Here is a 19,109-nt window from a genome sequence, read left to right as displayed (position 1 = left end):
AGTATTGTGAACGCCGTTCCGATGGATGAATGATCACATCCGTTCCGGACTCTATTTCCGGGTCTTCCGCGTTGACAAGAGACAAGAGGGGCAAAAGGCGAATGACCACAGCCGAGTCGGTGAGCCCACAGAGCCCGGACAGCCTGGCGGGCGGGGGGCCGGGAGCGCCGGCGGCCGTCAAATCCGCCGTCCGTACGGTGCTGTTGCTGGAGCACTTCGCGGCGCGGCCCGGACTGCACAGCCTGGCCGACATCCAGCACGACCTCTCGCTGCCCAAGTCCAGCCTCTACATGCTGCTGCGCACGCTGGTGAACCTGGGGTGGGTGGAGACGGACGCGACGGGCACGCGGTACGGAATCGGCGTACGGGCCCTGCTCGTCGGCAGCTCCTACATCGACGGGGACGAGGTCGTCGCCGCGGCCCGGCCCACCCTGGACCGGCTCTCCGACGACACCACCGAGACCATCCACCTGGCCCGGATGGACGGCACGAGCGTCGTCTACCTGGCCACCCGCCAGTCCCAGCACTACCTGAGGCCGTTCACCCGCGTCGGCCGGCGGCTGCCCGTGCACTCGACCGCGCTGGGCAAGGCGCTGCTGGCGACCCACTCCGACCAGGAGGTGCGGGCGCTGCTGCCGCGGCGGTTGGAGGCGGTCACCGAGCACACGATCACCGACCGGGAGCAGCTCGTGGAGGAGCTGGCGCTGGTACGGGAGCAGGGCTACGCGGTGGACCGGGAGGAGAACACCCTCGGGCTGCGCTGCTTCGGGGTGGCGGTGCCGTACCGGACGCCGGCCCGGGACGCGGTGAGCTGCTCGGTGCCGGTGGCCCGGCTGACGGCGGGCCACGAGCAGCGGATCAAGGCGGCCCTGTTCGAGGCGCGGGACCGGCTGTCGGTGGCGACCCGTCGCATGTGAGGCGGTGGACGGGGGCGGGGCCTCCCCCGTGCGGGGGAGACGGTTCACCTTCGTGGGGGAGGTGGCGGGGCGGCGCGGACGCGACCGTTGAGTCATGACCACACGAGCGGTGCAGACGAACGAGACGGCGACGGGCGCGGTGGCGCGGTCGATGGCCGCCAGCCGGGAGGCCGGGGGCGGGGCCGCGATCGGGGTCGGGCCCCGTGCCGGAACCGGGATCGGGGCTGGGATCGGGATCGGGACCGGGATCGGGACCGGGCGCAGGGTCCTGCGAGTGGCGGCCCTGGTGGCCACCTTGCCGTACCTGTGCCTCAAGGGCGCCTGGGTGGCGGGGAGCCGCATCGGGATACCGGACGGCAGTGTGCTGCTGGAGCCCGGGATGTTCTTCAAAGCGGCGAACGCGATCACGATGGCCATGGACGCGGCCGTCATGGTCCTGGTGTTGGTGTTCACCCGGCCCTGGGGCAGACGGGTGCCGTCCTGGCTGCTGACCGTCCCGGTCTTCCTCGCCACCGGACTGCTCGCCCCGATCGTCGTGGCCTTTCCGGCCCAACTCCTCCTGGGGGCCGTGGGACTGGGGCCGGACGCGGCCGCGCAGGCGGCGAAGGAGCCCTTCCTCGACCCGTGGGTGTTCAACGTCGTCTACGGCGGTTTCATCGTGCAGGCCATTGCCCTGGCCGGGCTGTTCGTCCCCTATGCGCGGGAGCGCTGGGGCAGCCGGTGGCAGGGCGTCCAGGGCGAGCGGCTGCCGTCACCCACGGGGGTGGTGGCGGCAGCCGCGTCGGTGTCGGCCGTGATCGTGGCGGCGATGCACCTCATCTGGGCCTTCGGGGGCACGGCCGGGCTGAGCGCCTCGCAGATATCGCAGTTCAGTCCCCAGACCGGCGCGGTGTACGCCACCCACGGGATATGCGTACTGGCCGCGGGGGCGGGCGCGGTGAACCTGGCACGGGGCGGGACCGGGCAGGCCCGGTGGGCGCTGGCCGTCGCCTGGATCGGGGCTGCCGAGGCGGTGGGTTGGGGCCTGTGGCTACTGGTCTCCACGATGGGCGTCACCGATCCCGCGAAGGAGGTCACCACCGTGATGGTCCTGACCTACGCTGGCCAAACGATCACCGGCCTGCTGGCCGCAATCTTGCTGGCCCGGTTCCTCGCCTCACGCCGCCGCACCGGGTGACGCGGAGCGACGCGAGGGGGACGGGCCGGCGGGCGACGGTCAAGGTGGGGGCCGCGGTGTACGGGGGGCGAGGGGATGGGTGCGGGGACGCGGGCCGGTGTGGGCCGGCTGCTGGGGGCGCGGGCCCGGTTGCGCTGGGTGCACCTGATCCTCGGCGGGGCACTGCTGATGCCGTACTTCCTGCTGGCCCAGGTGGTGGTCGCCGTCTGGTCCGGCCGGGGCAACGTCTTCGGCTCCACCGCGCTGACCCTCGCCTCGTACGGGCTGTCCCTGCCGCTGGTCGCGGTGACCGGTCTGTTCGGGCTCGTCCGACCGATGTCGGCCGGCGCCGTACGGGCCCTGTGCGGGGTGCCGGGGGAGCGGCTGGCCGAGGGACCGGCCCGGTCCTGGGCGGCCCGGGGGCGGACCTCGGCCTGGTGGACCCTGCACCTCGGGGTCGGCGCGGTGATCAGCGGGATGAGTCTCGCGGTACCGCCCATGGCGGTGGCGCTGATCGCGCTGCCGGTCGTGAGCAGGCTGCGGAACAGCCCCTTGGGGCTGGACTGGTTCAGCACCGGCGCCGCGCCGTACACCGCCCCGCTGCTGGGGATCGGGATGCTGGGCGGGCTCGTCCTGAGCGCCGCCGGCGCCGGGGCGCTGCTGGCCCGGACGGCACCCGTCCTGCTCGGGCCGACCGGGGCGGACCGGCTGGCCGCGGCCGAGGAGCGGGCCGCCGACCTGGCCGTGCGCAACCGGCTGGCCCGAGAGCTGCACGACGCGGTCGGGCACGCCCTGAGCGCCGTCACCCTCCAGGCGGTCGCCGCCCGACGGGTGCTCGACAGCGACCCCGCGTTCGTACGGGAGGCGCTGGCGGCGATTGAGGACACCACCCGGCGGACGGTGGGCGAGCTCGACGCCGTCCTGGGCCTGCTGCGGGACGGCGACCCGGCCCGCCCCGACGCCGCACCCGCTCCGACCCTCGCCGCCGACCTCGACGCACTGCTGGCCCGCACCCGGGCCGCCGGGACCACTGTCACCGCCCACCAGGACCCCGGACCGGCCGGGAACTGGGCGCAGCTCCCTGCCATCGCCTCCCGCGAGGCCTTCCGGATCGTCCAGGAGGGCCTGAGCAACGCCCTGCGCCACGGAACGGGCCCCGTCGAGCTGCGGATCGCCGTACGGGACAAGAACAACAGCGCAGGCAGTACCGACCGCGAACTGGAGATCACCATGACCAATCCGCCGGGCACCGCCGACGGGCGGCAGCCCCGCACCACCGGGGGCCGCGGGCTGCACGGCGCCGCCGAGCGGGCCACCCTGCTCGGCGGCCGGGTCGAGGCGGGCCCGCATCGGGAGCTGTGGCGGCTGCGGGCCGTCCTCCCGCTCGGCGGAGGTTCCCGATGACCGCCGCGGGCCGGCCGCCGCTGCGCATCGTGCTCGCCGACGACGAGCGCATGGTCCGCACCGCCCTGCGGGTCATCCTCGAAGCCGAACCCGACCTGGAGGTCGTCGGTGAGGCGGCCTCCGGTTCCGAAGCCGTTCCACTGGTCCGCTCCCTGGCCCCCGACGTGGTGCTGATGGACGTCCGGATGCCCGAGATCGACGGCATTCGGGCCACCGAGCAGATCATCGCCACCATGCCCGAGCCGCCCCGGATCGTGGTCGTCACCACCTTCGAGAACGACGCGTACGTCTACGACGCGCTGCGCGCGGGCGCCGCCGGGTTCCTCCTGAAGCGCGCCGACCCCGACGAGCTCATCGGCGCGGTCCGCCTCGTCTCCCGCGGAGACTGCCTGCTCTTCCCGGCGGCCGTCCGCTCCCTGGCGGTGTCGCACGCGCCCGGCGCCGCGGGCCCCGCCGCCTGGGTGGCCCGGCTCACCGACCGGGAAGCCGACGTGCTGCGCCTGATGGCCACCGGACTGTCCAACCACGAGATGAGCGAGCGCCTCGGCGTCGGCCCCCAGACGGTCAAGTCGCACGTCGCCGCGGTCCTCTCCAAGACCGGCTCGCGCGACCGTACCCAGGCGGTCATCGCGGCCTACGAGGGCGGCTTCATGAAGAAAGGCTGAGAACCCCGCCACAATTGGGGCAGAGCGGAACGCCCGGGAGCCTTGGGACGTCCTTCTGGGGGATGAACAAGACGATCAGGCGTGCGTCGGTCTTCTGTCTGCTCCTGGTGCTGGCCCTTTTGGTGCGGGTCACCTGGGTGCAGGCCTACCAAGGCCAGGCGCTCGCAGACAACGAGAACAACCGACGGAACCTCATCGGGCAGTACGAGAACCCGCTGGGCAACATCATCGTGGGCGGGGAGGCGATCACCGGCTCGGTGAAGACGGGCGGGAAGGACTTCGGCTACAAGCGCACCTACGTCGACGGTCCTCTCTACGCGCCGATCACCGGCTACAGCTCCCAGGCCTTCGGCACGAGCATGCTGGAGGGCGTCTACAAGAAGATCCTCAACGGGTCCGACGACCGGCTCAAGACCGTGATGGACATGCTCACCAACAAGCGGGCCGCGCCGGGCGACGTGCTGACGACCATCGACAAGGGCGTGCAGAAGGCCGCGTACGACGCGCTCCAGGGCAAGCAGGGCTCCGCCGTCGCCATCGACCCGGCGACCGGCGAGATCCTCGCCATCGTGAACAACCCCTCCTACGATCCGGGCACCATCACGGGCGCCAACGACAACGCAGCCTGGGAGAAGTTGATCGAGGACAAGGGCAAGGCCATGGAGAACGTGGCCCTGCGCAAGCCGCAGGCGCCGGGCTCCACCTTCAAGCTGGTCACCCTGGCGGCGGCCATCGAGAACGGCCTGGTCACCAACCTCGACACGCCGACCGGCACCCCGGACCCGTACACGATCCCCGGAACCCGGACCCTGCTGCCCAGCGAGGCGGGATCCGCCGCCTGCAACAACGCCTCGCCGCGCACCGCCCTGCGGCTGTCCTGCAACAACGTCTTCGCCGAGCTCGCGCACAAGCTCGGCCAGGACAAGATGCGGGCGATGGCCGAGAAGCTCGGCTTCAACACGGAGACGGCGACGCCCGTCACCGCCCGCCCGGCGAGCAAGTACCCGACGCAGAAGATGTCGGTCGACCAGGTCGCGCAGACGGGTATCGGCCAGTTCGACGTGCAGGCCACCCCGCTCCAGATGGCGATGGTGACCGCCGCGATCGAGAACGGTGGCAAGCTCGTCGCCCCGCACTCGGTGTCCGAGGTCACCGACGCGAACGGCAACGTGCTGGAGAGCTTCAAGAACCCGAAGTCCGAGCAGGTCATGAACGCCAAGACCGCGTCGATGCTCCAGGACGCCATGCGGACGGTCGCTACCGAGGGCGGCGGCAAGCCCGCGCAGGTGGCGGGCGCCGAGGTGGGCGGCAAGACCGGTACCGCGCAGCGCGGCGTGAACAACAGCCTGCCGCCGCTGGCCTGGTTCACCTCGTACGGCAAGTCGGGAGGCAAGCAGATCGCGGTTGCCGTGGTGATCGAGAACTCGGACACCGACCGCTCCGAGATCGGGGGAGGCAAGCTCGCCGCTCCCATCGCCCAGAAGATGATGGAGGCGTGGCTGAAGAAGTAGCGGCGCCGGTAGCCCTACGACGCGCCGGGAACCGACACGGTTCTCGGCGCGTTTCCATGTCCATGATCAGGACCGCGCAACCCGCAGACCTCGATGCCATAGCGGCCCTCCACACCCGGGCCCGGTCCACTTATTACCGCGGCCGCGTCCCCGAGCAGGCGCACGCCGCCCGCGAGGGCTGGTCGAGGGCGGTCGCACGGGCCACGACCGACGGCGGGGTGCTGTGCGCGGAGCAGGACGGGGAGCTCAGGGGGGTGGCGGCCTTCCGCACGGCGGACGGCGAGACCACCCTCACCCAGTTACACGTCGACCCGGCCCACTGGCGCCGCGGCACCGGCGCCGCCCTGCACGCCGCCTGCGTCGACGCCTGGCTGCGCGCCGGCGTGGGCCGGGTCCGGCTGGAGGTCTACGAACACAACCTCCGGGCCCAGGCCTTCTACGCCCACCAAGGCTGGCGCCCGCCCGCCACGGGCCCCCTCCGCTCCGGCTCCCACCTCACCCTCTGGCTGAATCTCGGGGAATGAGACGCTCCGGTGGATGGTTGAAGGAGAAACCGTCCCGTCCCGGAACAAGGAGAGAAGAAGGATCATGCGCGTCGAGATCTGGAGCGACATCGCCTGCCCCTGGTGCTACATCGGCAAGGCCCGTTTCACGAAGGGGCTGGCCGAGTTCGCGCACCGTGACGAGGTCGAGGTCGTCTTCCGGTCCTTCGAGCTCGACCAGCACAGCCCCAAGGGCACGACGGCGCCGGTCCTGGAGATGCTCGCCAAGAAGTACGGCCGGACCCTTGAGGAGGCGCGCGGCATGGAGGAGCACGTCGCCGCCGCCGCCCGAGCCGAGGGGCTGACGTACCGCACCGAGGGCCGCGACCACGGGAACACCTTCGACGTCCACCGCCTGCTGCACCTGGCCGCCGCCCGCGGCCGCCAGGAGGAGCTGCTCGACCTCGCCTACCGGGCGAACTTCGCCGAGGAGCGGTCCGTCTTCGACCCCGAGGTGCTCGTCGCGCTCGCGGTGGAAGCCGGGTTGGACGAGGCGGAGGTGCGCGCCGTCCTCGCGGACGACTCGGCGTACGAGGCCGAGGTGCGGGCCGACGAGCGCGAGGCGGCGGAGCTCGGCGCCAACGCCGTGCCGTTCTTCGTGCTGGACCGCCGTTACGGGATCTCCGGCGGGCAGCCCGCCGAGGTGTTCACCCGGGCGCTGGAGCAGGCGTGGGCCGGCCGCGAGGTCGCGGAGCCCGCGCCGGCCGACGCCTGCGACCCCGCCGGCGCCTGCCCGGCCCCCCGCGCCTGACCCACCGGACCCCGGGGGCTCGGCTCCCGGGGTCCGTGGCCCCGTCGGACCCGGGGGTTACGGTGGCTACCGTCGTGGGCGGAACCCGCACGTGATCGACAGGAGGCCGACGTGGCCGAGACGACGGCGCCCGGGACGACGGTGGCCGAGGTGATGGCCGAGCTGGCCGCGCTGGAGGACCCGAAGGCCCGCGCGATCAACGAGAGGCACGGCGACGACCACGGCGTGAACCTCACCAAGCTGCGCGCGCTCGCGAAACGGCTGAAGACGCAACCGGAACTCGCGCGCCGGCTCTGGGAGACGGGCGACGGCGCGGCGCGACTGCTGGCGATCCTGATCTGCCGTCCGAAGGCGTTCGAGCGAGCCGAGCTGGACGCCATGCTGCGCGAGGCGCACACCCCCAAGGTGCACGACTGGCTCGTGAACTACGTGGTCAAGAAGAACCCGCACGCCGAAGAGCTGCGCTCGGCTTGGTTCGCCGATCCGGATCCGGTGGTCGCGAGCGCCGGCTGGGCGCTGACCACCGAACGCGTGGCGAAGCAGCCGGAGGGTCTCGACCTGGCAGGACTGCTCGACGTCATCGAGGCGGAGATGGCGGACGCCCCGGACCGGCTGCAGTGGGCGATGAACCACTGCCTGGCGCAGATCGGGATCGAGCACGCCGAGTACCGGGTCCGGGCCATGGAGATCGGTGAGCGGCTGGGGGTGCTCAAGGACTACCCGACGCCCCCGGGATGCACGTCTCCCTTCGCGCCGATCTGGATCACCGAGATGGTGCGCAGACGGGCTGCCGCGTCGGGGGCGTAGCGGAGCCGCCGCCCCGCCCCGTCCCCGGACACGGCCCGGTGGGCCTAGCGGAGGGCTTCCGCCCAGGCCGATTCCGCCGCCGACAGGGCCTCGGCGGGGTCCGGGGCCGTGGGGAGGGCGCTCGACAGGGTCGTCAGGGCGGTCAGGACCGACGGGAGCGTCGCGGCCTGGCCGTAGTGGTTGACCCGGACCATCTCGCGGGCCAGCGCCCCGCCGCCCGCCGCGAGGGGGGCCGTCGGGGCGGCGGCCAGGGCCTTGGCCACCACCAGCGAGGCGTTCGGCACGCGCAGCGTGGTCGCCACCGGGGCCGCCTCCGCGACCCGGCGGACGTACGGGGCGACGCCCAGGGTCACCGCGCCCGCGCGGGTCGCGGCCGCGGCGGCCGCGTGGCGGGCCGTCACCGCCGGCAGGCCCTCGGCCGCGATCCGGTCCAGGCAGGCCTCCAGCGCCAGCATCTCCAGCTGCGCCGGGGCGTGCGGGAGCGCCGTGCGGCCCGTGTCGATCCAGCGTTCCTTCCAGTCCAGGAGCGAGAGGTACGAGCGGCGCGGTGCGGCCGGGTTGTCCGCGAACCGGGCCCACGCCCGCTCCGAGACCGACACCGCCGAGACGCCCGCCGGGCCGCCCATCGCCTTCTGGGCGCCGATCACGCACAGGTCCACGCCCCACTCGTCGGGCAGCAGCGCCTCCGCGCCCACCGATGCCACCGCGTCCAGCATGAACAGGGCGCCGTGGGCCCGTACGGCCTCGCCGATCTCCGCGACCGGGTTGGTGTTGCCGGTCGCCGCCTCCGCGTGCACCAGCGAGACGAAGTCGATCTCCGGGTGCTCGGTCAGGGCCTCGGCCACCTGCGCACCGGTCACCGCCGTGTCGAACGGCACCGCGAGGTCCACCACCCGGGCCCCGGCGTCGCGCAGCCAGTTGCCGAAGGTGGTCCCGTACGGGCCGGTCACGATGTTCAGCGCCGTCGAACCGGGCCGCGCTCCCGAGCGGATGCAGCCCTCCAGCGGGAGCAGCGCCTCGCCCTGGGTGATCACCACGTCCTGGCGGGTGGAGAGGAGGTCCGCGACCCCCTGCTCGATCGACGCGAAGCGTTCCGCGGTGAGCGGCGGAAGGTCCAGGAGGGGGTGGGTCACGGTGCTGCTCTCTCTTCGTCCGCTGCGTCCCGGGGCTACCCGGGTCTACCCGCACGAGCGTACCGAGGCCGCACGTACAGTGCGGAACATGACCGATGACGTGCTGCATGTGAAGGGGCGTGTGCTCGTCGGATCCGACGACGCGCGCGACGAACTCTGGGTGGTGGGCGGCCGGATCTCGTACGAACGCCCGCACGGAGCCCGCGAGATCACCACGGTGTCCGGCTGGGCGCTGCCCGGCCTGGTCGACGCGCACTGCCACGTGGGGCTGGACGCCCACGGTCCGGTCGACGCGGAGACCGCCGAACGGCAGGCCCTGACCGACCGGGACGCCGGCACCCTCCTCATCCGCGACGCCGGATCGCCCTCCGACACCCGGTGGATCGACGACCGCGAGGACCTCCCGAAGATCATCCGGGCGGGCCGGCACATTGCCCGCCCCCGCCGCTACATCCGCAACTTCGCCCACGAGATCGAGCCGTCCGACCTCGTCGCGTACGTGGGCCGCGAGGCGCAGCGCGGCGACGGCTGGGTGAAGCTGGTGGGGGACTGGATCGACCGCGAGGTCGGGGACCTGGCGCCCTGCTGGCCGCGTGCGGAGGTCGAGGCGGCCATCGCCGAGGCGCACCGGCTGGGCGCCCGGGTCACCGCGCACTGCTTCGCGGAGGACTCGCTGCGCGACCTGGTCGAGGCGGGCATCGACTGCATCGAGCACGCCACCGGGCTCACGGAGGACACCATCCCGCTGTTCGCGGAGCGGGGGGTGGCGATCGTCCCGACGCTCGTGAACATCGCGACGTTCCCGAAGATGGCGGCGGGCGGCGAGACCAAGTTCCCGCGCTGGTCGGCGCACATGAGGCGACTGCACGAGCGCCGGTACGACACCGTACGGGCCGCCTACGACGCGGGCATCGGTGTGTACGTCGGCACCGACGCGGGGGGTTCCCTCCCGCACGGCTTGGTCGCGGCGGAGGTCTCGGAGCTGGTGCGGGCCGGGATCCCGGCCCTGGAGGCCCTCTCGGCGACGACGTGGGCGGCACGCGAGTGGCTCGGCAGGCCGGGCCTGACCGAGGGGGCGCCGGCGGACCTGGTGGTCTACGACGCCGACCCGCGGGTCGACGTACGGGCACTGGCGCAGCCGCGGCGCGTGATCGTGAACGGCAAGGTCCGGGCCTGAGCGTAGGGTTGACGCACCGCGTGACGCCGGTGCCCCGGCCGTCGTTGTGAACGGCCGCCGGGGTCATCGGCGTCGGCGCATCGCCCTCTGTTGTGTGGCGAAAAAGAACTCCCGTTCCTCCTGATGCGCAGCTAATCGAATGCGTGCATGGAAACCACCCATTGGGGTGAACTCACCGCAGGTTGTCACCCGTTCACTCTCCGTGCGTAAAGATTCCCAGGGTTAGAGGCCGTCGGCGCGCGATGTCCCCCATTGGCGACGCGACGGCTCCCATCTCCCCGGGGGTTCCACCACCGTGAACAGCAACACCTTCCGCATGCCCGCAGCCGTCCTGCTCGCCACGGGAGCGGTCGCCCTGCTCACCGCCCCGCCCGCCTTCGCCACCGCAGGCGCCGGCTCCACCGGCGGCGGAGAGGGCAAGGCCGGTGCGGTCGTCCTGCGCGCCGGACTGGACGTGGGCCTGCTCAACAAGACCGTCGACGTGCCGCTGAAGACCACCCTCAACGAGGTCACCGCCCCGGCGACGGCTCAGAAGACCGCCCTGTCCGTGTCCCTGGACGGGGTCGAGGGAGGGCAGCCGGTGAGCGTGCTGCGCGCCGACGTGGCCACCTCCAAAGCCACCGCCGACAAGAACCGCGCCGAGGCGGAGGCCAACTTGACCAACGCCAAGGTGCACGTGCCGGGGCTGCCGCTGCTCTCCCTGATCCAGGTGGAGAACGTCACGTCCAAGGCCGTCTGCGAGGCGGGCAAGAAGCCCGTGGCCAGTTCGAACGTGCTGGGCGCCGTGACCGTGCTCGGCAAGAAGGTCACCCTCTCGGCCGGCGGCCCGACCAAGGTCGAGGTCCCCAAGGTCGGCATGGTCAGCCTGGAGCTCTCCGGCACCTCGACCACCTCCACCACGGCCGCCGCGGCCGCACTGCGGCTGAAGGTGGCCGTGAACCCGCTGGACCTCAACGTGGCACAGGTAGACGGCGAGGTCGTGCTCGCCGAGGCGCACTGCGAAGCCCCGACCGGGCCGGCCCCGGAGCCGTCGACGAAGCTCGACGTCAAGCCGCAGAGCGCCGCCTCGGGGACCGGGGCCGGCATCACCACCGCCGCCAACCTGGCCGAGACCGGCGGCGGTTCGCCGGCGCCGTACGTCGCCGGCGGTGCGCTGGTCCTGCTCGGCATCGGCGCGACCGCGCTGGTCCTGACCCGGCGCGGCCGCACCTCGTAGCGGAGCCCGCGGCTCAGCGGGTGGCGTGCACCAGCCCCTGCTTGTCGGCTCCGCGCGACAGCACGGCGGCGCTGACCTGCTTGTCGACGTCGGCGTACGCGGACTGCTTGGCGGCGCCGAGCCCCGGGTCGGAGGCGGCGCAGGAAGCGCAGACGACGCGGAACGGCGGGTTCATGTCCGAGTACTGCGTGAGGTACTCGGCCTTGGTCACCTCCCAGCGGCCGGGGTGGGCGGCCGCCGGGGCGAAGGTGAAGCGTGGGATCGAGGACATGTTGCCGCGCGCCTTGTCGGCCTCGTAGAAGCTGGCGACCTGGTCGCCCATGCCGAAGACGACCCAGGTTCCGTTGATCTTCTCGTACGGCTGCGGGACGTGGTTGTGGGTGCCCAGGATCAGGTCGATGTCGGGGAGCCCGTCCGGGCCGCGCGAGGCCGTGAGCGCCTGTGCCACGTCGAGCTGCTGCTTGTCCGGGGCCGTCTGCCACTCGGTGCCCCAGTGGACGCTGAGGACGACGACGTTGGCGCCGGCCGCCCGGGCCGCGCGCGCGTCGGCGATCATCCGGTTCTGGTCGAGCAGGTTGATGGACCAGGGCTTGCCGGCCGGGACCGGGATGCCGTTCGTCCCGTACGTGTAGTCCAGCTGGGCGACCTTGGCGCCGCCGGCCGAGAGCACCGCCGGGGCCTTGGCTTCCTCGGCGCTGCGGGCCGATCCGACGTGCTTGATGCCGACCCGGTCCAGGTGCTCCAGGGTGCGGACGAGGCCGTCGTATCCGTCGTCCAGGGTGTGGTTCGAGCCGGTGGAGCAGCTGTCGTACCCGGCGTCCTTCAGGGCGTCGGCCAGCTGGTGCGGGGCCTTGAACGCGGGATATCCGGTGTAGGGGCCGCCGGGCCGGCCGTACGGTATCTCGTGGTGGCATATCGCCAGGTCGGCCGCGGCCACTTGGGGCTTGACCCCGGCGAATATCTTCCGGAAGTCGTGGCTCTGGCCGCTGCCCTGAGCGTCGTCCGCGGCCCGCTGGATGATCGACGGGTACGGGATGATGTCGCCCGTCGCCACCAGCGTGAACGGCTTGGCTCCGGCGGGCGTCGTCGGACTCGCCTTGCCCGCGCTCGCCTTGCCCTGGCCGGCCCCGGCCCCGAGCCGCTGCTCGCCGGCGTCCTTGCCGTGGTCGAGCAGGCTCGGCATGGCCAGGATCCCGCCGGCGACGACCGCCACCGCGACCGCCGCCAGGCCGGTTTTCGCTCTCGTGTTCATTTCCGGACCCCCCGGTGCTCCCCTGCTGATGCCGAGATCATCGCCTACCCCGGCCCGCCCCGCCAACGGAGCCAAAGCGTCCGGATATTCGCGGCGTTGCAGGTCAGAGAGGCCGAGTCAGCGAGCGGTCAGGGCCAGGGCGTGGTCGAGGGCTTGGAGGAGGCGGCCCGTCGTGACACGGTCCCGAACCGCCAGGCGGAGCCAGGAGTGGTCCAGGCCCGGGAAGGTGTCCCCGCGGCGGACCGCGAAGCCGAGGGCGCGCAGCCGGACGCGGACCTCCGCGGCGCCCGCCATCTGGACCAGGACGAACGGCCCGGCCGCCACCCCCGACACCGTGATCTCCTCGAACTCCGCGAGCCCCGCCAGCAGGTGCTCCCGGTCCACCGCCATCTGCCGGGCCGCGGCCTCCGCCTCCGCCAGCGCCGCCGGGGCCACGCAGGCCTCCGCCGCCACCAGCGCCGGCGTGGACACCGGCCACAGCGGCTGCGCGGCCGCCAGCTTCGCGATCACCTCGGGCTCGGCCAGCACATAGCCGATCCGCAGCCCCGCCAGCCCCCACGTCTTGGTCAGGCTCCGCAGCACCACCAGACCCGGCACGTCCGTCCGCCCGGCCAGCGCCTCCCGCTCGCCCGGGACCGCGTCCATGAACGCCTCGTCCACGACCAGGATCCGGCCCGGCCGGGCCAGCGCGGCCAGAGTCGCCGCCGGGTGCAGGACGGACGTCGGGTTGGTCGGGTTGCCGACCACCACCAGGTCCGCGTCCTCGGGCACCGCCGCCGGGTCCAGCCGGAACCCGTCCGCCGCCCGCAACAGCACCCGCTCCACCGTGTGCCCCGCGTCGCGCAGGGCCGACTCCGGCTCCGTGAACTGCGGGTGCACCACCACCGGCCGCTGCGCGCCCAGGGCCCGCGCGATCAGCACGAACGCCTCCGCGGCCCCGGCCGTCAACAGCACCCGATCGGCCGGCAGCCCGTGCCGAGCCGCCACCGCCGCGCGGGCCGCCCGCCCGTCGGGGTATGCGGAAAGGGCGCCGAGCGAAGCCGCGATGCGCTGCTTGAGCCACTCCGGCGGGGTGTGCGCCCGTACGTTCACCGCGAGGTCCACCAGCGCGCCGCCGTCGCCGCGCACCTCCGCGTCCCCGTGATGGCGCAGGTCATGGGCCTGCGCGGTGGCCACGGCGCAGGTCGCCGCCACCGAGCGGCGCTTCGGCACGAGCAGTTCCCCGCCGCCTGCGAGCGCCGCGGCCTCCGCCACCGAGGAGGTACCGGCGGCGTCGCGCGCCGCATCGGAGGGGTGCGGTACGCAGATGCCGGCCAGCTCCTCGGCGGGATAGCTGAGCAGGGGCACGCCGAAACGTTCCGCCGCGCCGGTGATCCCCGCCTCGCCCGCCTTCGACTCCACCGTGGCCAGCGCCTTCACCGACCCGGTGGCCAGCCCGGCCCCCCGTAGCGTCTCCTCGACCAGGGCGCAGACCTCGGCCACGGACACCCCCGCGCGTCCGCCGACCCCGACCACCAGCTGTGTCGCGTACTCGCCCACCGGGCTCATGCCCCCTCCGTCGTCGTCAATGCTTCGTGACCCGCCGCCCGCGCGCAGACGTGCGCACACGGCGAGGAGTCGGTATCCAGGGGCGCATGGCCGTGATCGTGGCGTTGGGCGCGTTCTTGATGACCCTGGCGGGCGGATGGACGGCGCAGCGCGTCACCGACCGCCGCCACCTCGTGCTGGGCCTGGCCGGCGGGCTGATGCTCGGCGTCGTGGGCCTCGACCTGCTGCCGGAGTCGCTGCACGCGGCGGGTCGCGAGGTGTTCGGCGTCCCGCTCGCCCTGCTGCTCTTCGTGGCCGGGTTCCTGATCGCGCACGTCGTGGAGCGCCTGCTCGCGGTACGACAGGCTGCGCACGGCGCCGAGAACGGGGGCCGCGTCCCCGAGGTCGGCCTGACGGCGGCCGCGGCGATGGTCGGCCACAGCTTCGCCGACGGGGTCGCCCTGGGAGCGGCCTTCCAGGTGGGCGGCGGGATGGGCGTGGCCGTGTCGCTCGCCGTCATCACGCACGACTTCGCCGACGGGTTCAACACGTACACGCTCACCCGGCTGTACGGGAACGCCCGCCGCAAGGCCCTGATGATGCTCTTCGCGGACGCCGTGGCCCCCGTACTGGGCGCGGCGTCCACTGCGCTGTTCACCCTTCCGGAGGAACCCCTCGGGGCGTACCTCGGGTTCTTCGGCGGCGCCCTGCTGTACCTCGCGGCGGCCGAGATCCTTCCCGAGGCGCACCACAAGCACCCCGCCCTGTCCACGCTGATGTGCACGGTGGGCGGGGTGGCCGGGATCTGGCTGGTGGTGGGCCTCGCGGACTGAGCGGACTGGTGTCACGGGTGCGCTGCCGCCGCTTCCACGAAACGGTGGGCGACGGAGGGCTCCGCAGCCCAGTGCGTGTGCAGGTAGCTGGCGTGCACCCCCTGCCGTACGAAGCCCTCGACCCGGCGCTCGGGGTGCGTGAACCCCCAGGCGGGGGCGGCGCCGGCGCCGGGCTCGATCACCGTGCGGTGGAACTCGTGGCCGCGCAGCCGGGTACCGGCGGCGGCCAGGGCGCTGTCGGACACCGCGACGGCCTCGCGGTAGCCGAGGGTCAGGCGCTCCGACATCCGCGCGTCGGCGTCGAGGACCCCGCACATGGGCTTCCCGTCCAGCGACCGCGCGAGGTACAGCAGCCCTGCGCACTCGGCGGCGACGGGTCCGCCGTCCGCGGCGAAGCCCGCGACGGCCTTGCGCAGCGGCTCGTTGGCTGCGAGCTCCGGGGCGTACACCTCGGGGAACCCGCCGCCGATCACCAGGCCGGCGGTGCCGGGCGGGAGCGCCTCGTCCCGCAGCGGGTCGAAGGTGACGACCTCGGCCCCGGCGGCGGTGAGCAGCTCGGCGTGCTCGGCGTAGGAGAACGTGAACGCCGGTCCGCCCGCGACGGCGATGACGGGGCCGGGCAGGGCCCCGTTCCGGGAAGGGGCGGGGTGGGGGACCAGGGCCCCTGCCGGGTCCCAGGCCTCGCAGGCCAATGCCGGCGCCGTGCGGGCCAGGGCCAGCAGGGCCTCCAGATCGCAGCCCGCGCGGACCTGGTCCGCCAGCGCCGCGACGGAGGACAACGCATCGGCGCGCCGCTCGGCAACGGGGACCAGCCCCAGGTGCCGCGACGGCGCAGCCACCTGCGGGGCCCGCCGCAGCACACCGAGGACCGGCATCCCGGCCTCCTCCAGCGCCTCCCGGAGCATCGCCTCGTGCCGGTCGGAGCCCACCTTGTTCAGGATCACGCCGCCGAGGCGCACCTGCGGGTCGAACGACGCGAAGCCGTGCACCAGCGCGGCCACCGACCGCGACTGCGACGAGGCGTCGACCACCAGCACCACCGGCGCCCGCAGCAGCTTCGCGACGTGCGCCGTCGACGCCAGCTCACCGCGCCCCGCGGCCCCGTCGTAGAGGCCCATCACGCCCTCGACGACCGCCAGATCGCAGCCGGCGGCGCCGTGCGCGAACAGCGGAGCGACCAGCTCCGGCCCGCACATGAAGGCGTCCAGGTTGCGCCCCGGTCGACCCGTGGCCAGCGCGTGGTAGCCGGGGTCGATGTAATCGGGCCCGGCCTTGTGCGGGGACACGGCGAGGCCGCGCTCCGCGAAGGCCGCCATCAGGCCCGTCGCGACGGTGGTCTTGCCGCTGCCGGAGGACGGCGCGGCAATGACCAGTCGCGGAATGTGGAGCGATGTCACCACTCGATGCCCTTCTGGCCCTTCTGGCCCGCGTCCATCGGGTGCTTGACCTTGGTCATCTCGGTCACCAGGTCCGCGAACTCCACCAGCTTCTCGGGCGCGTTGCGCCCCGTGATCACCACGTGCTGGGTGCCGGGACGGTTCCGGAGCACCTCGATGACCTCGTCGACGTCGATCCACCCCCAGTGCATCGGGTACGCGAACTCGTCGAGCACGTACAGCTTGTGCGTCTCGGCCGCCAGGTCGCGCTTGACCTGCTCCCAGCCCTCCTTGGCCGCCTGCTCGTTGTCGAGCTGCGCGTCCCGCTGGACCCAGGACCAGCCCTCGCCCATCTTGTGCCAGACGACGGAGCCGCCCTCGCCGGAGGCCCCGAGCACCTTGAGCGCGTTCTCCTCGCCGACCTTCCACTTCGCCGACTTGACGAACTGGAACACCCCGATCGGCCAGCCCTGGTTCCAGGCGCGCAGCGCCAGCCCGAAGGCCGCCGTCGACTTGCCCTTGCCCGGGCCGGTGTGGACGAACACGAGCGGGCGGTTACGGCGCTGACGCGTCGTGAGTCCGTCGTCCGGAACGACGGTCGGCTGTCCCTGCGGCATTACGCGGCCCTCCTGGTGCTGCTGTGGGGTGATGCACTGGATGTCACTGAGGTACGTACGTTCTTCACGAGCCCGGCCAGTGAATCGGCCCGCAGCCCGTCGAGGGTCACGGCGGGCCCGCCCAGGTCGGCGGCGAGCGCCCCCGCCAGGCCCAGCCGGACCGGCCCGGACTCGCAGTCCACGACCACCGAGGCGATCCCCTGGGCGGCCAGCAGCCGGGCACTGCGCCCCGACAGCTCGCGCGGGTCACCGCCGACGGCCCCGGCCGAAGTGGCCCGCCCGTCGGTGACGACGACCAGCAGCGGGCGGCGCGAGGGGTCCCGCAGCCGCTCGATCCGCAGCACATCGTGGGCCTTGAGCAGGCCCGGCCCGAGGGGGGTGCGGCCGCCGGTCGGCAGCTTCTCCAGCCGGGCGGCGGCCGCCTCCACCGAGGAGGTGGGAGGCAGCGCCAGTTCGGCACCCGTGCCGCGGAAAGTGATCAGGCCGACCTTGTCCCGGCGCTGGTAGGCGTCCAGCAGCAGCGAGAGCACCGCGCCCTTGACCGCGCTCATGCGCTGCCGGGCGGCCATCGAGCCGGAGGCGTCGACGCAGAACAGCACGAGGTTGCCCTCGCGGCCCTCCCGGGTGGCCTGCCGCAGATCGTCCTTGCGGATCACCAGACCGCGCCCGGCGCGGCCGCGCGCCTTCTGGTGCGGGGCGGCGGCGTGCACGGTAGCCGCGAGGTGCAGCTTCGTCAGCTGGCCCCGGGGGCGCTGGGCACCGGTGGTGCGGCCGTGCGCGGTGCGGGCCCGCGAACGGCGCCCGGCCGCTCCCTCGCCGAGGCCCGGCACGCTGAGCACCTTGGTCCGGAACGGCTCGGCGGCCCCGACGGCGGCCTGCTCGGCGCCGTCGGCTCCGCCCCGGGGGGCGGAGGGCTCCGGTTCGGTGGCCTCCCGGTCCTCGGGGGCCGTCCCGTCGGGCGCGTCGGGGGCATCGGGGGCGTGGCCGGTCTCGGGCCCGCCGTTCTGCGGAGGCACTCCGCCGCCGTCCCCGTCGGGACCGCCGCCGTCGTCCGGACCCTCGGGCTCCGGGTCGGGCTCGGGTTCCGGCTCCTCGTCGGGGAAGCGGTCCAGGATCTCGTCGAGCTTGTCCTCGTCCAGGCCGGGCGCGTCGAAGGGGTTGCGCCGGCGCCGGTGGGGGAGGGCCAGCAGGGCGGCCTGCCGGACGTCCTCCTTGCGCACGGAGGTCCGTCCCGCCCAGGCCGCCAGCGCGGTCGCGGTACGGGCCATCACGATGTCGGCGCGCATGCCGTCGACCTCGAACCCGGCGCAGGTGGCGGCGATCTGCAGCAGCGCAGTGTCACCCAACACCACCTGTGGGAGCAGGGCACGGGCGGCCACGACCCGGCCGCGCACCTCCTGCTCGTCCCCGGCCCAGCGGCTCGCGAAGCCCGCGGGATCGTCCTCGTACGCGAGCCGGCGGCGCACCACCTCGACGCGCTGCGCGGGCTCCCGGGAGGCGGCGACCTCCACGGTCAGCCCGAACCGGTCGAGCAACTGCGGCCGCAGCTCACCCTCTTCGGGGTTCATGGTGCCGACGAGCAGGAAGCGGGCGGCGTGCCGGACGGAGACGCCCTCGCGCTCCACGTAGGAGGCGCCCATGGCGGCGGCGTCGAGGAGAACGTCCACCAAGTGGTCATGGAGGAGGTTGACTTCATCGACGTACAGGATGCCGCGGTGCGCGTCGGCCAGCAGGCCGGGCTCGAAGGCCTTCACGCCCTCCGAGAGGGCCCGCTCGATGTCGAGGGCGCCGACGAGCCGGTCCTCGGAGGCGCCGACCGGCAGCTCCACCATGCGCGCGGGACGGGCGGCACCGGGGCCGGGCTCGTGCGGGCCGTCGGGGCAGGCCGGATCCGGCGCGCCGGGCGCGCAGGAGAACCGGCAGCCGGGGACGACGTCCACCTGCGGCAGCAGCGCCGACAGGGCGCGCACGGCGGTGGACTTGGCGGTCCCCTTCTCGCCGCGCACGAGCACGCCGCCGACCGCGGGGCTCACGGCGTTGAGCAGGAGCGCCAGCCGCAGGTCGTCCTGACCGACCACCGCTGTGAACGGGAAGTGGGTGATGCTCATCCGCTGTTCGCTCCTTCGAGGGGCTCGTGCCGACGCACGGGCCGACGGGCTGCGATCGTGCAAGGGTTGCCGAGTCTCCCGATGCTCCCCGCGCTCACGGGGATCGAGACGTCCACG

At 73.4% G+C, this 19,109-nt stretch carries 17 protein-coding genes; 11 read left to right on the top strand and 6 right to left on the bottom strand.

The annotated features are described in order from the left end of the window. Window positions 1–101 precede the first annotated feature (101 nt). The 8 genes from OG974_RS12855 (at window position 102) to OG974_RS12820 (ending at window position 7,753) form a co-directional block, all read left to right on the top strand. Window positions 102–917: an IclR family transcriptional regulator gene (locus tag OG974_RS12855; RefSeq protein WP_327282826.1), complete on the top strand. Its 816-nt coding sequence runs from the start codon at window positions 102–104 to the stop codon at window positions 915–917. Window positions 918–1,011: 94 nt separating this feature from the next. Continuing rightward, a complete protein-coding gene (locus OG974_RS12850; protein ID WP_371646513.1) occupies window positions 1,012–2,094 on the top strand; it encodes a hypothetical protein in 1,083 nt (360 codons plus the stop codon). Between the two features lie 75 nt (window positions 2,095–2,169). Further along, window positions 2,170–3,477, top strand: coding sequence for a histidine kinase (locus OG974_RS12845; protein ID WP_329313154.1), 1,308 nt, complete (start codon window positions 2,170–2,172; stop codon window positions 3,475–3,477). Further along, complete coding sequence (locus OG974_RS12840; protein WP_327282823.1) at window positions 3,474–4,142, top strand: response regulator transcription factor; 669 nt, start codon at window positions 3,474–3,476, stop codon at window positions 4,140–4,142. Before OG974_RS12845 ends, OG974_RS12840 begins: the two co-directional genes overlap by 4 nt. A 62-nt stretch (window positions 4,143–4,204) precedes the next feature. Then, a complete protein-coding gene (locus tag OG974_RS12835; RefSeq protein WP_327282822.1) occupies window positions 4,205–5,653 on the top strand; it encodes a penicillin-binding protein 2 in 1,449 nt (482 codons plus the stop codon). 62 nt (window positions 5,654–5,715) lie between these two features. Then, the gene (locus OG974_RS12830; RefSeq protein WP_371646805.1) at window positions 5,716–6,177 is read left to right on the top strand and encodes an N-acetyltransferase family protein; all 462 of its coding nucleotides are present in this window, start codon (window positions 5,716–5,718) and stop codon (window positions 6,175–6,177) included. Window positions 6,178–6,241: 64 nt separating this feature from the next. Next, a complete protein-coding gene (locus tag OG974_RS12825; protein WP_371646510.1) occupies window positions 6,242–6,946 on the top strand; it encodes a DsbA family oxidoreductase in 705 nt (234 codons plus the stop codon). A gap of 153 nt (window positions 6,947–7,099) precedes the next feature. Beyond that, complete coding sequence (locus OG974_RS12820) at window positions 7,100–7,753, top strand: DNA alkylation repair protein (RefSeq protein WP_327285602.1); 654 nt, start codon at window positions 7,100–7,102, stop codon at window positions 7,751–7,753. A 44-nt stretch (window positions 7,754–7,797) separates the two neighbouring features. On the opposite strand, the gene OG974_RS12815 is transcribed toward OG974_RS12820, so the two are convergent. Continuing rightward, window positions 7,798–8,886, bottom strand: coding sequence for an aminotransferase class V-fold PLP-dependent enzyme (locus OG974_RS12815; RefSeq protein ID WP_329313150.1), 1,089 nt, complete (start codon window positions 8,884–8,886; stop codon window positions 7,798–7,800). 88 nt (window positions 8,887–8,974) lie between these two features. Between OG974_RS12815 and OG974_RS12810 the strand changes: the two genes are divergently transcribed. Together OG974_RS12810 and OG974_RS12805 are read left to right on the top strand one after the other, a co-directional pair. Beyond that, window positions 8,975–10,063 carry an amidohydrolase family protein gene (locus OG974_RS12810; RefSeq protein WP_371646507.1) on the top strand — a complete coding sequence of 363 codons (1,089 nt, stop codon included), beginning with the start codon at window positions 8,975–8,977 and terminating at the stop codon, window positions 10,061–10,063. 295 nt (window positions 10,064–10,358) lie between these two features. Then, window positions 10,359–11,279: an SCO1860 family LAETG-anchored protein gene (locus tag OG974_RS12805; protein ID WP_371646505.1), complete on the top strand. Its 921-nt coding sequence runs from the start codon at window positions 10,359–10,361 to the stop codon at window positions 11,277–11,279. A gap of 13 nt (window positions 11,280–11,292) precedes the next feature. Here the strand turns inward: OG974_RS12805 and OG974_RS12800 are convergent, their stop codons facing one another. Together OG974_RS12800 and cobC are read right to left on the bottom strand one after the other, a co-directional pair. Continuing rightward, complete coding sequence (locus OG974_RS12800; protein WP_327282816.1) at window positions 11,293–12,531, bottom strand: CapA family protein; 1,239 nt, start codon at window positions 12,529–12,531, stop codon at window positions 11,293–11,295. A 117-nt stretch (window positions 12,532–12,648) separates the two neighbouring features. Further along, complete coding sequence (gene cobC / locus OG974_RS12795) at window positions 12,649–14,079, bottom strand: Rv2231c family pyridoxal phosphate-dependent protein CobC (RefSeq protein ID WP_327282815.1); 1,431 nt, start codon at window positions 14,077–14,079, stop codon at window positions 12,649–12,651. Window positions 14,080–14,165: 86 nt separating this feature from the next. Here cobC and OG974_RS12790 point away from each other — a divergent pair, with 86 nt between their 5' ends. Further along, window positions 14,166–14,891 (top strand): ZIP family metal transporter, encoded by a 726-nt coding sequence (locus OG974_RS12790; protein ID WP_327282814.1) that lies wholly within the window; start codon window positions 14,166–14,168, stop codon window positions 14,889–14,891. 11 nt (window positions 14,892–14,902) lie between these two features. Here OG974_RS12790 and OG974_RS12785 read toward each other — a convergent pair whose 3' ends face one another. From OG974_RS12785 to OG974_RS12775, 3 genes are read right to left on the bottom strand one after another with little or no spacing between them, the layout of a single operon-like run. Next, the gene (locus OG974_RS12785; RefSeq protein WP_371646502.1) at window positions 14,903–16,291 is read right to left on the bottom strand and encodes a cobyrinate a,c-diamide synthase; all 1,389 of its coding nucleotides are present in this window, start codon (window positions 16,289–16,291) and stop codon (window positions 14,903–14,905) included. Continuing rightward, entirely contained in the window at window positions 16,285–16,884 is a 600-nt protein-coding gene (cobO, locus tag OG974_RS12780) for a cob(I)yrinic acid a,c-diamide adenosyltransferase (protein WP_054222705.1), read from the bottom strand. Before cobO ends, OG974_RS12785 begins: the two co-directional genes overlap by 7 nt. Beyond that, window positions 16,884–18,992: a putative cobaltochelatase gene (locus OG974_RS12775; RefSeq protein ID WP_371646499.1), complete on the bottom strand. Its 2,109-nt coding sequence runs from the start codon at window positions 18,990–18,992 to the stop codon at window positions 16,884–16,886. The genes cobO and OG974_RS12775 overlap by 1 nt, the downstream gene beginning before the upstream one ends. Window positions 18,993–19,109 lie beyond the last annotated feature (117 nt).

Origin of the sequence: Streptomyces sp. NBC_00597 (genome assembly GCF_041431095.1) — a bacterium.
GTDB lineage: Bacteria > Actinomycetota > Actinomycetes > Streptomycetales > Streptomycetaceae > Streptomyces.
Note: the sequence above shows the minus strand (reverse complement) of the source record. Positions and strands in the feature narration are given on the sequence as shown.

What these genes read in the sequence shown, in the direction of transcription:
- OG974_RS12855 (WP_327282826.1), top strand. Translation starts at nt 102, where the DNA reads ATGACCACAGCCGAGTCGGTGAGCCCACAGAGCCCGGACAGCCTGGCG.
- OG974_RS12850 (WP_371646513.1), top strand. Translation starts at nt 1,012, where the DNA reads ATGACCACACGAGCGGTGCAGACGAACGAGACGGCGACGGGCGCGGTG.
- OG974_RS12845 (WP_329313154.1), top strand. Translation starts at nt 2,170, where the DNA reads ATGGGTGCGGGGACGCGGGCCGGTGTGGGCCGGCTGCTGGGGGCGCGG.
- OG974_RS12840 (WP_327282823.1), top strand. Translation starts at nt 3,474, where the DNA reads ATGACCGCCGCGGGCCGGCCGCCGCTGCGCATCGTGCTCGCCGACGAC.
- OG974_RS12835 (WP_327282822.1), top strand. Translation starts at nt 4,205, where the DNA reads ATGAACAAGACGATCAGGCGTGCGTCGGTCTTCTGTCTGCTCCTGGTG.
- OG974_RS12830 (WP_371646805.1), top strand. Translation starts at nt 5,716, where the DNA reads ATGATCAGGACCGCGCAACCCGCAGACCTCGATGCCATAGCGGCCCTC.
- OG974_RS12825 (WP_371646510.1), top strand. Translation starts at nt 6,242, where the DNA reads ATGCGCGTCGAGATCTGGAGCGACATCGCCTGCCCCTGGTGCTACATC.
- OG974_RS12820 (WP_327285602.1), top strand. Translation starts at nt 7,100, where the DNA reads ATGGCCGAGCTGGCCGCGCTGGAGGACCCGAAGGCCCGCGCGATCAAC.
- OG974_RS12810 (WP_371646507.1), top strand. Translation starts at nt 8,975, where the DNA reads ATGACCGATGACGTGCTGCATGTGAAGGGGCGTGTGCTCGTCGGATCC.
- OG974_RS12800 (WP_327282816.1), bottom strand. Translation starts at nt 12,531, where the DNA reads ATGAACACGAGAGCGAAAACCGGCCTGGCGGCGGTCGCGGTGGCGGTC.
- cobC (WP_327282815.1), bottom strand. Translation starts at nt 14,079, where the DNA reads ATGAGCCCGGTGGGCGAGTACGCGACACAGCTGGTGGTCGGGGTCGGC.
- OG974_RS12790 (WP_327282814.1), top strand. Translation starts at nt 14,166, where the DNA reads ATGGCCGTGATCGTGGCGTTGGGCGCGTTCTTGATGACCCTGGCGGGC.
- cobO (WP_054222705.1), bottom strand. Translation starts at nt 16,884, where the DNA reads ATGCCGCAGGGACAGCCGACCGTCGTTCCGGACGACGGACTCACGACG.
- OG974_RS12775 (WP_371646499.1), bottom strand. Translation starts at nt 18,992, where the DNA reads ATGAGCATCACCCACTTCCCGTTCACAGCGGTGGTCGGTCAGGACGAC.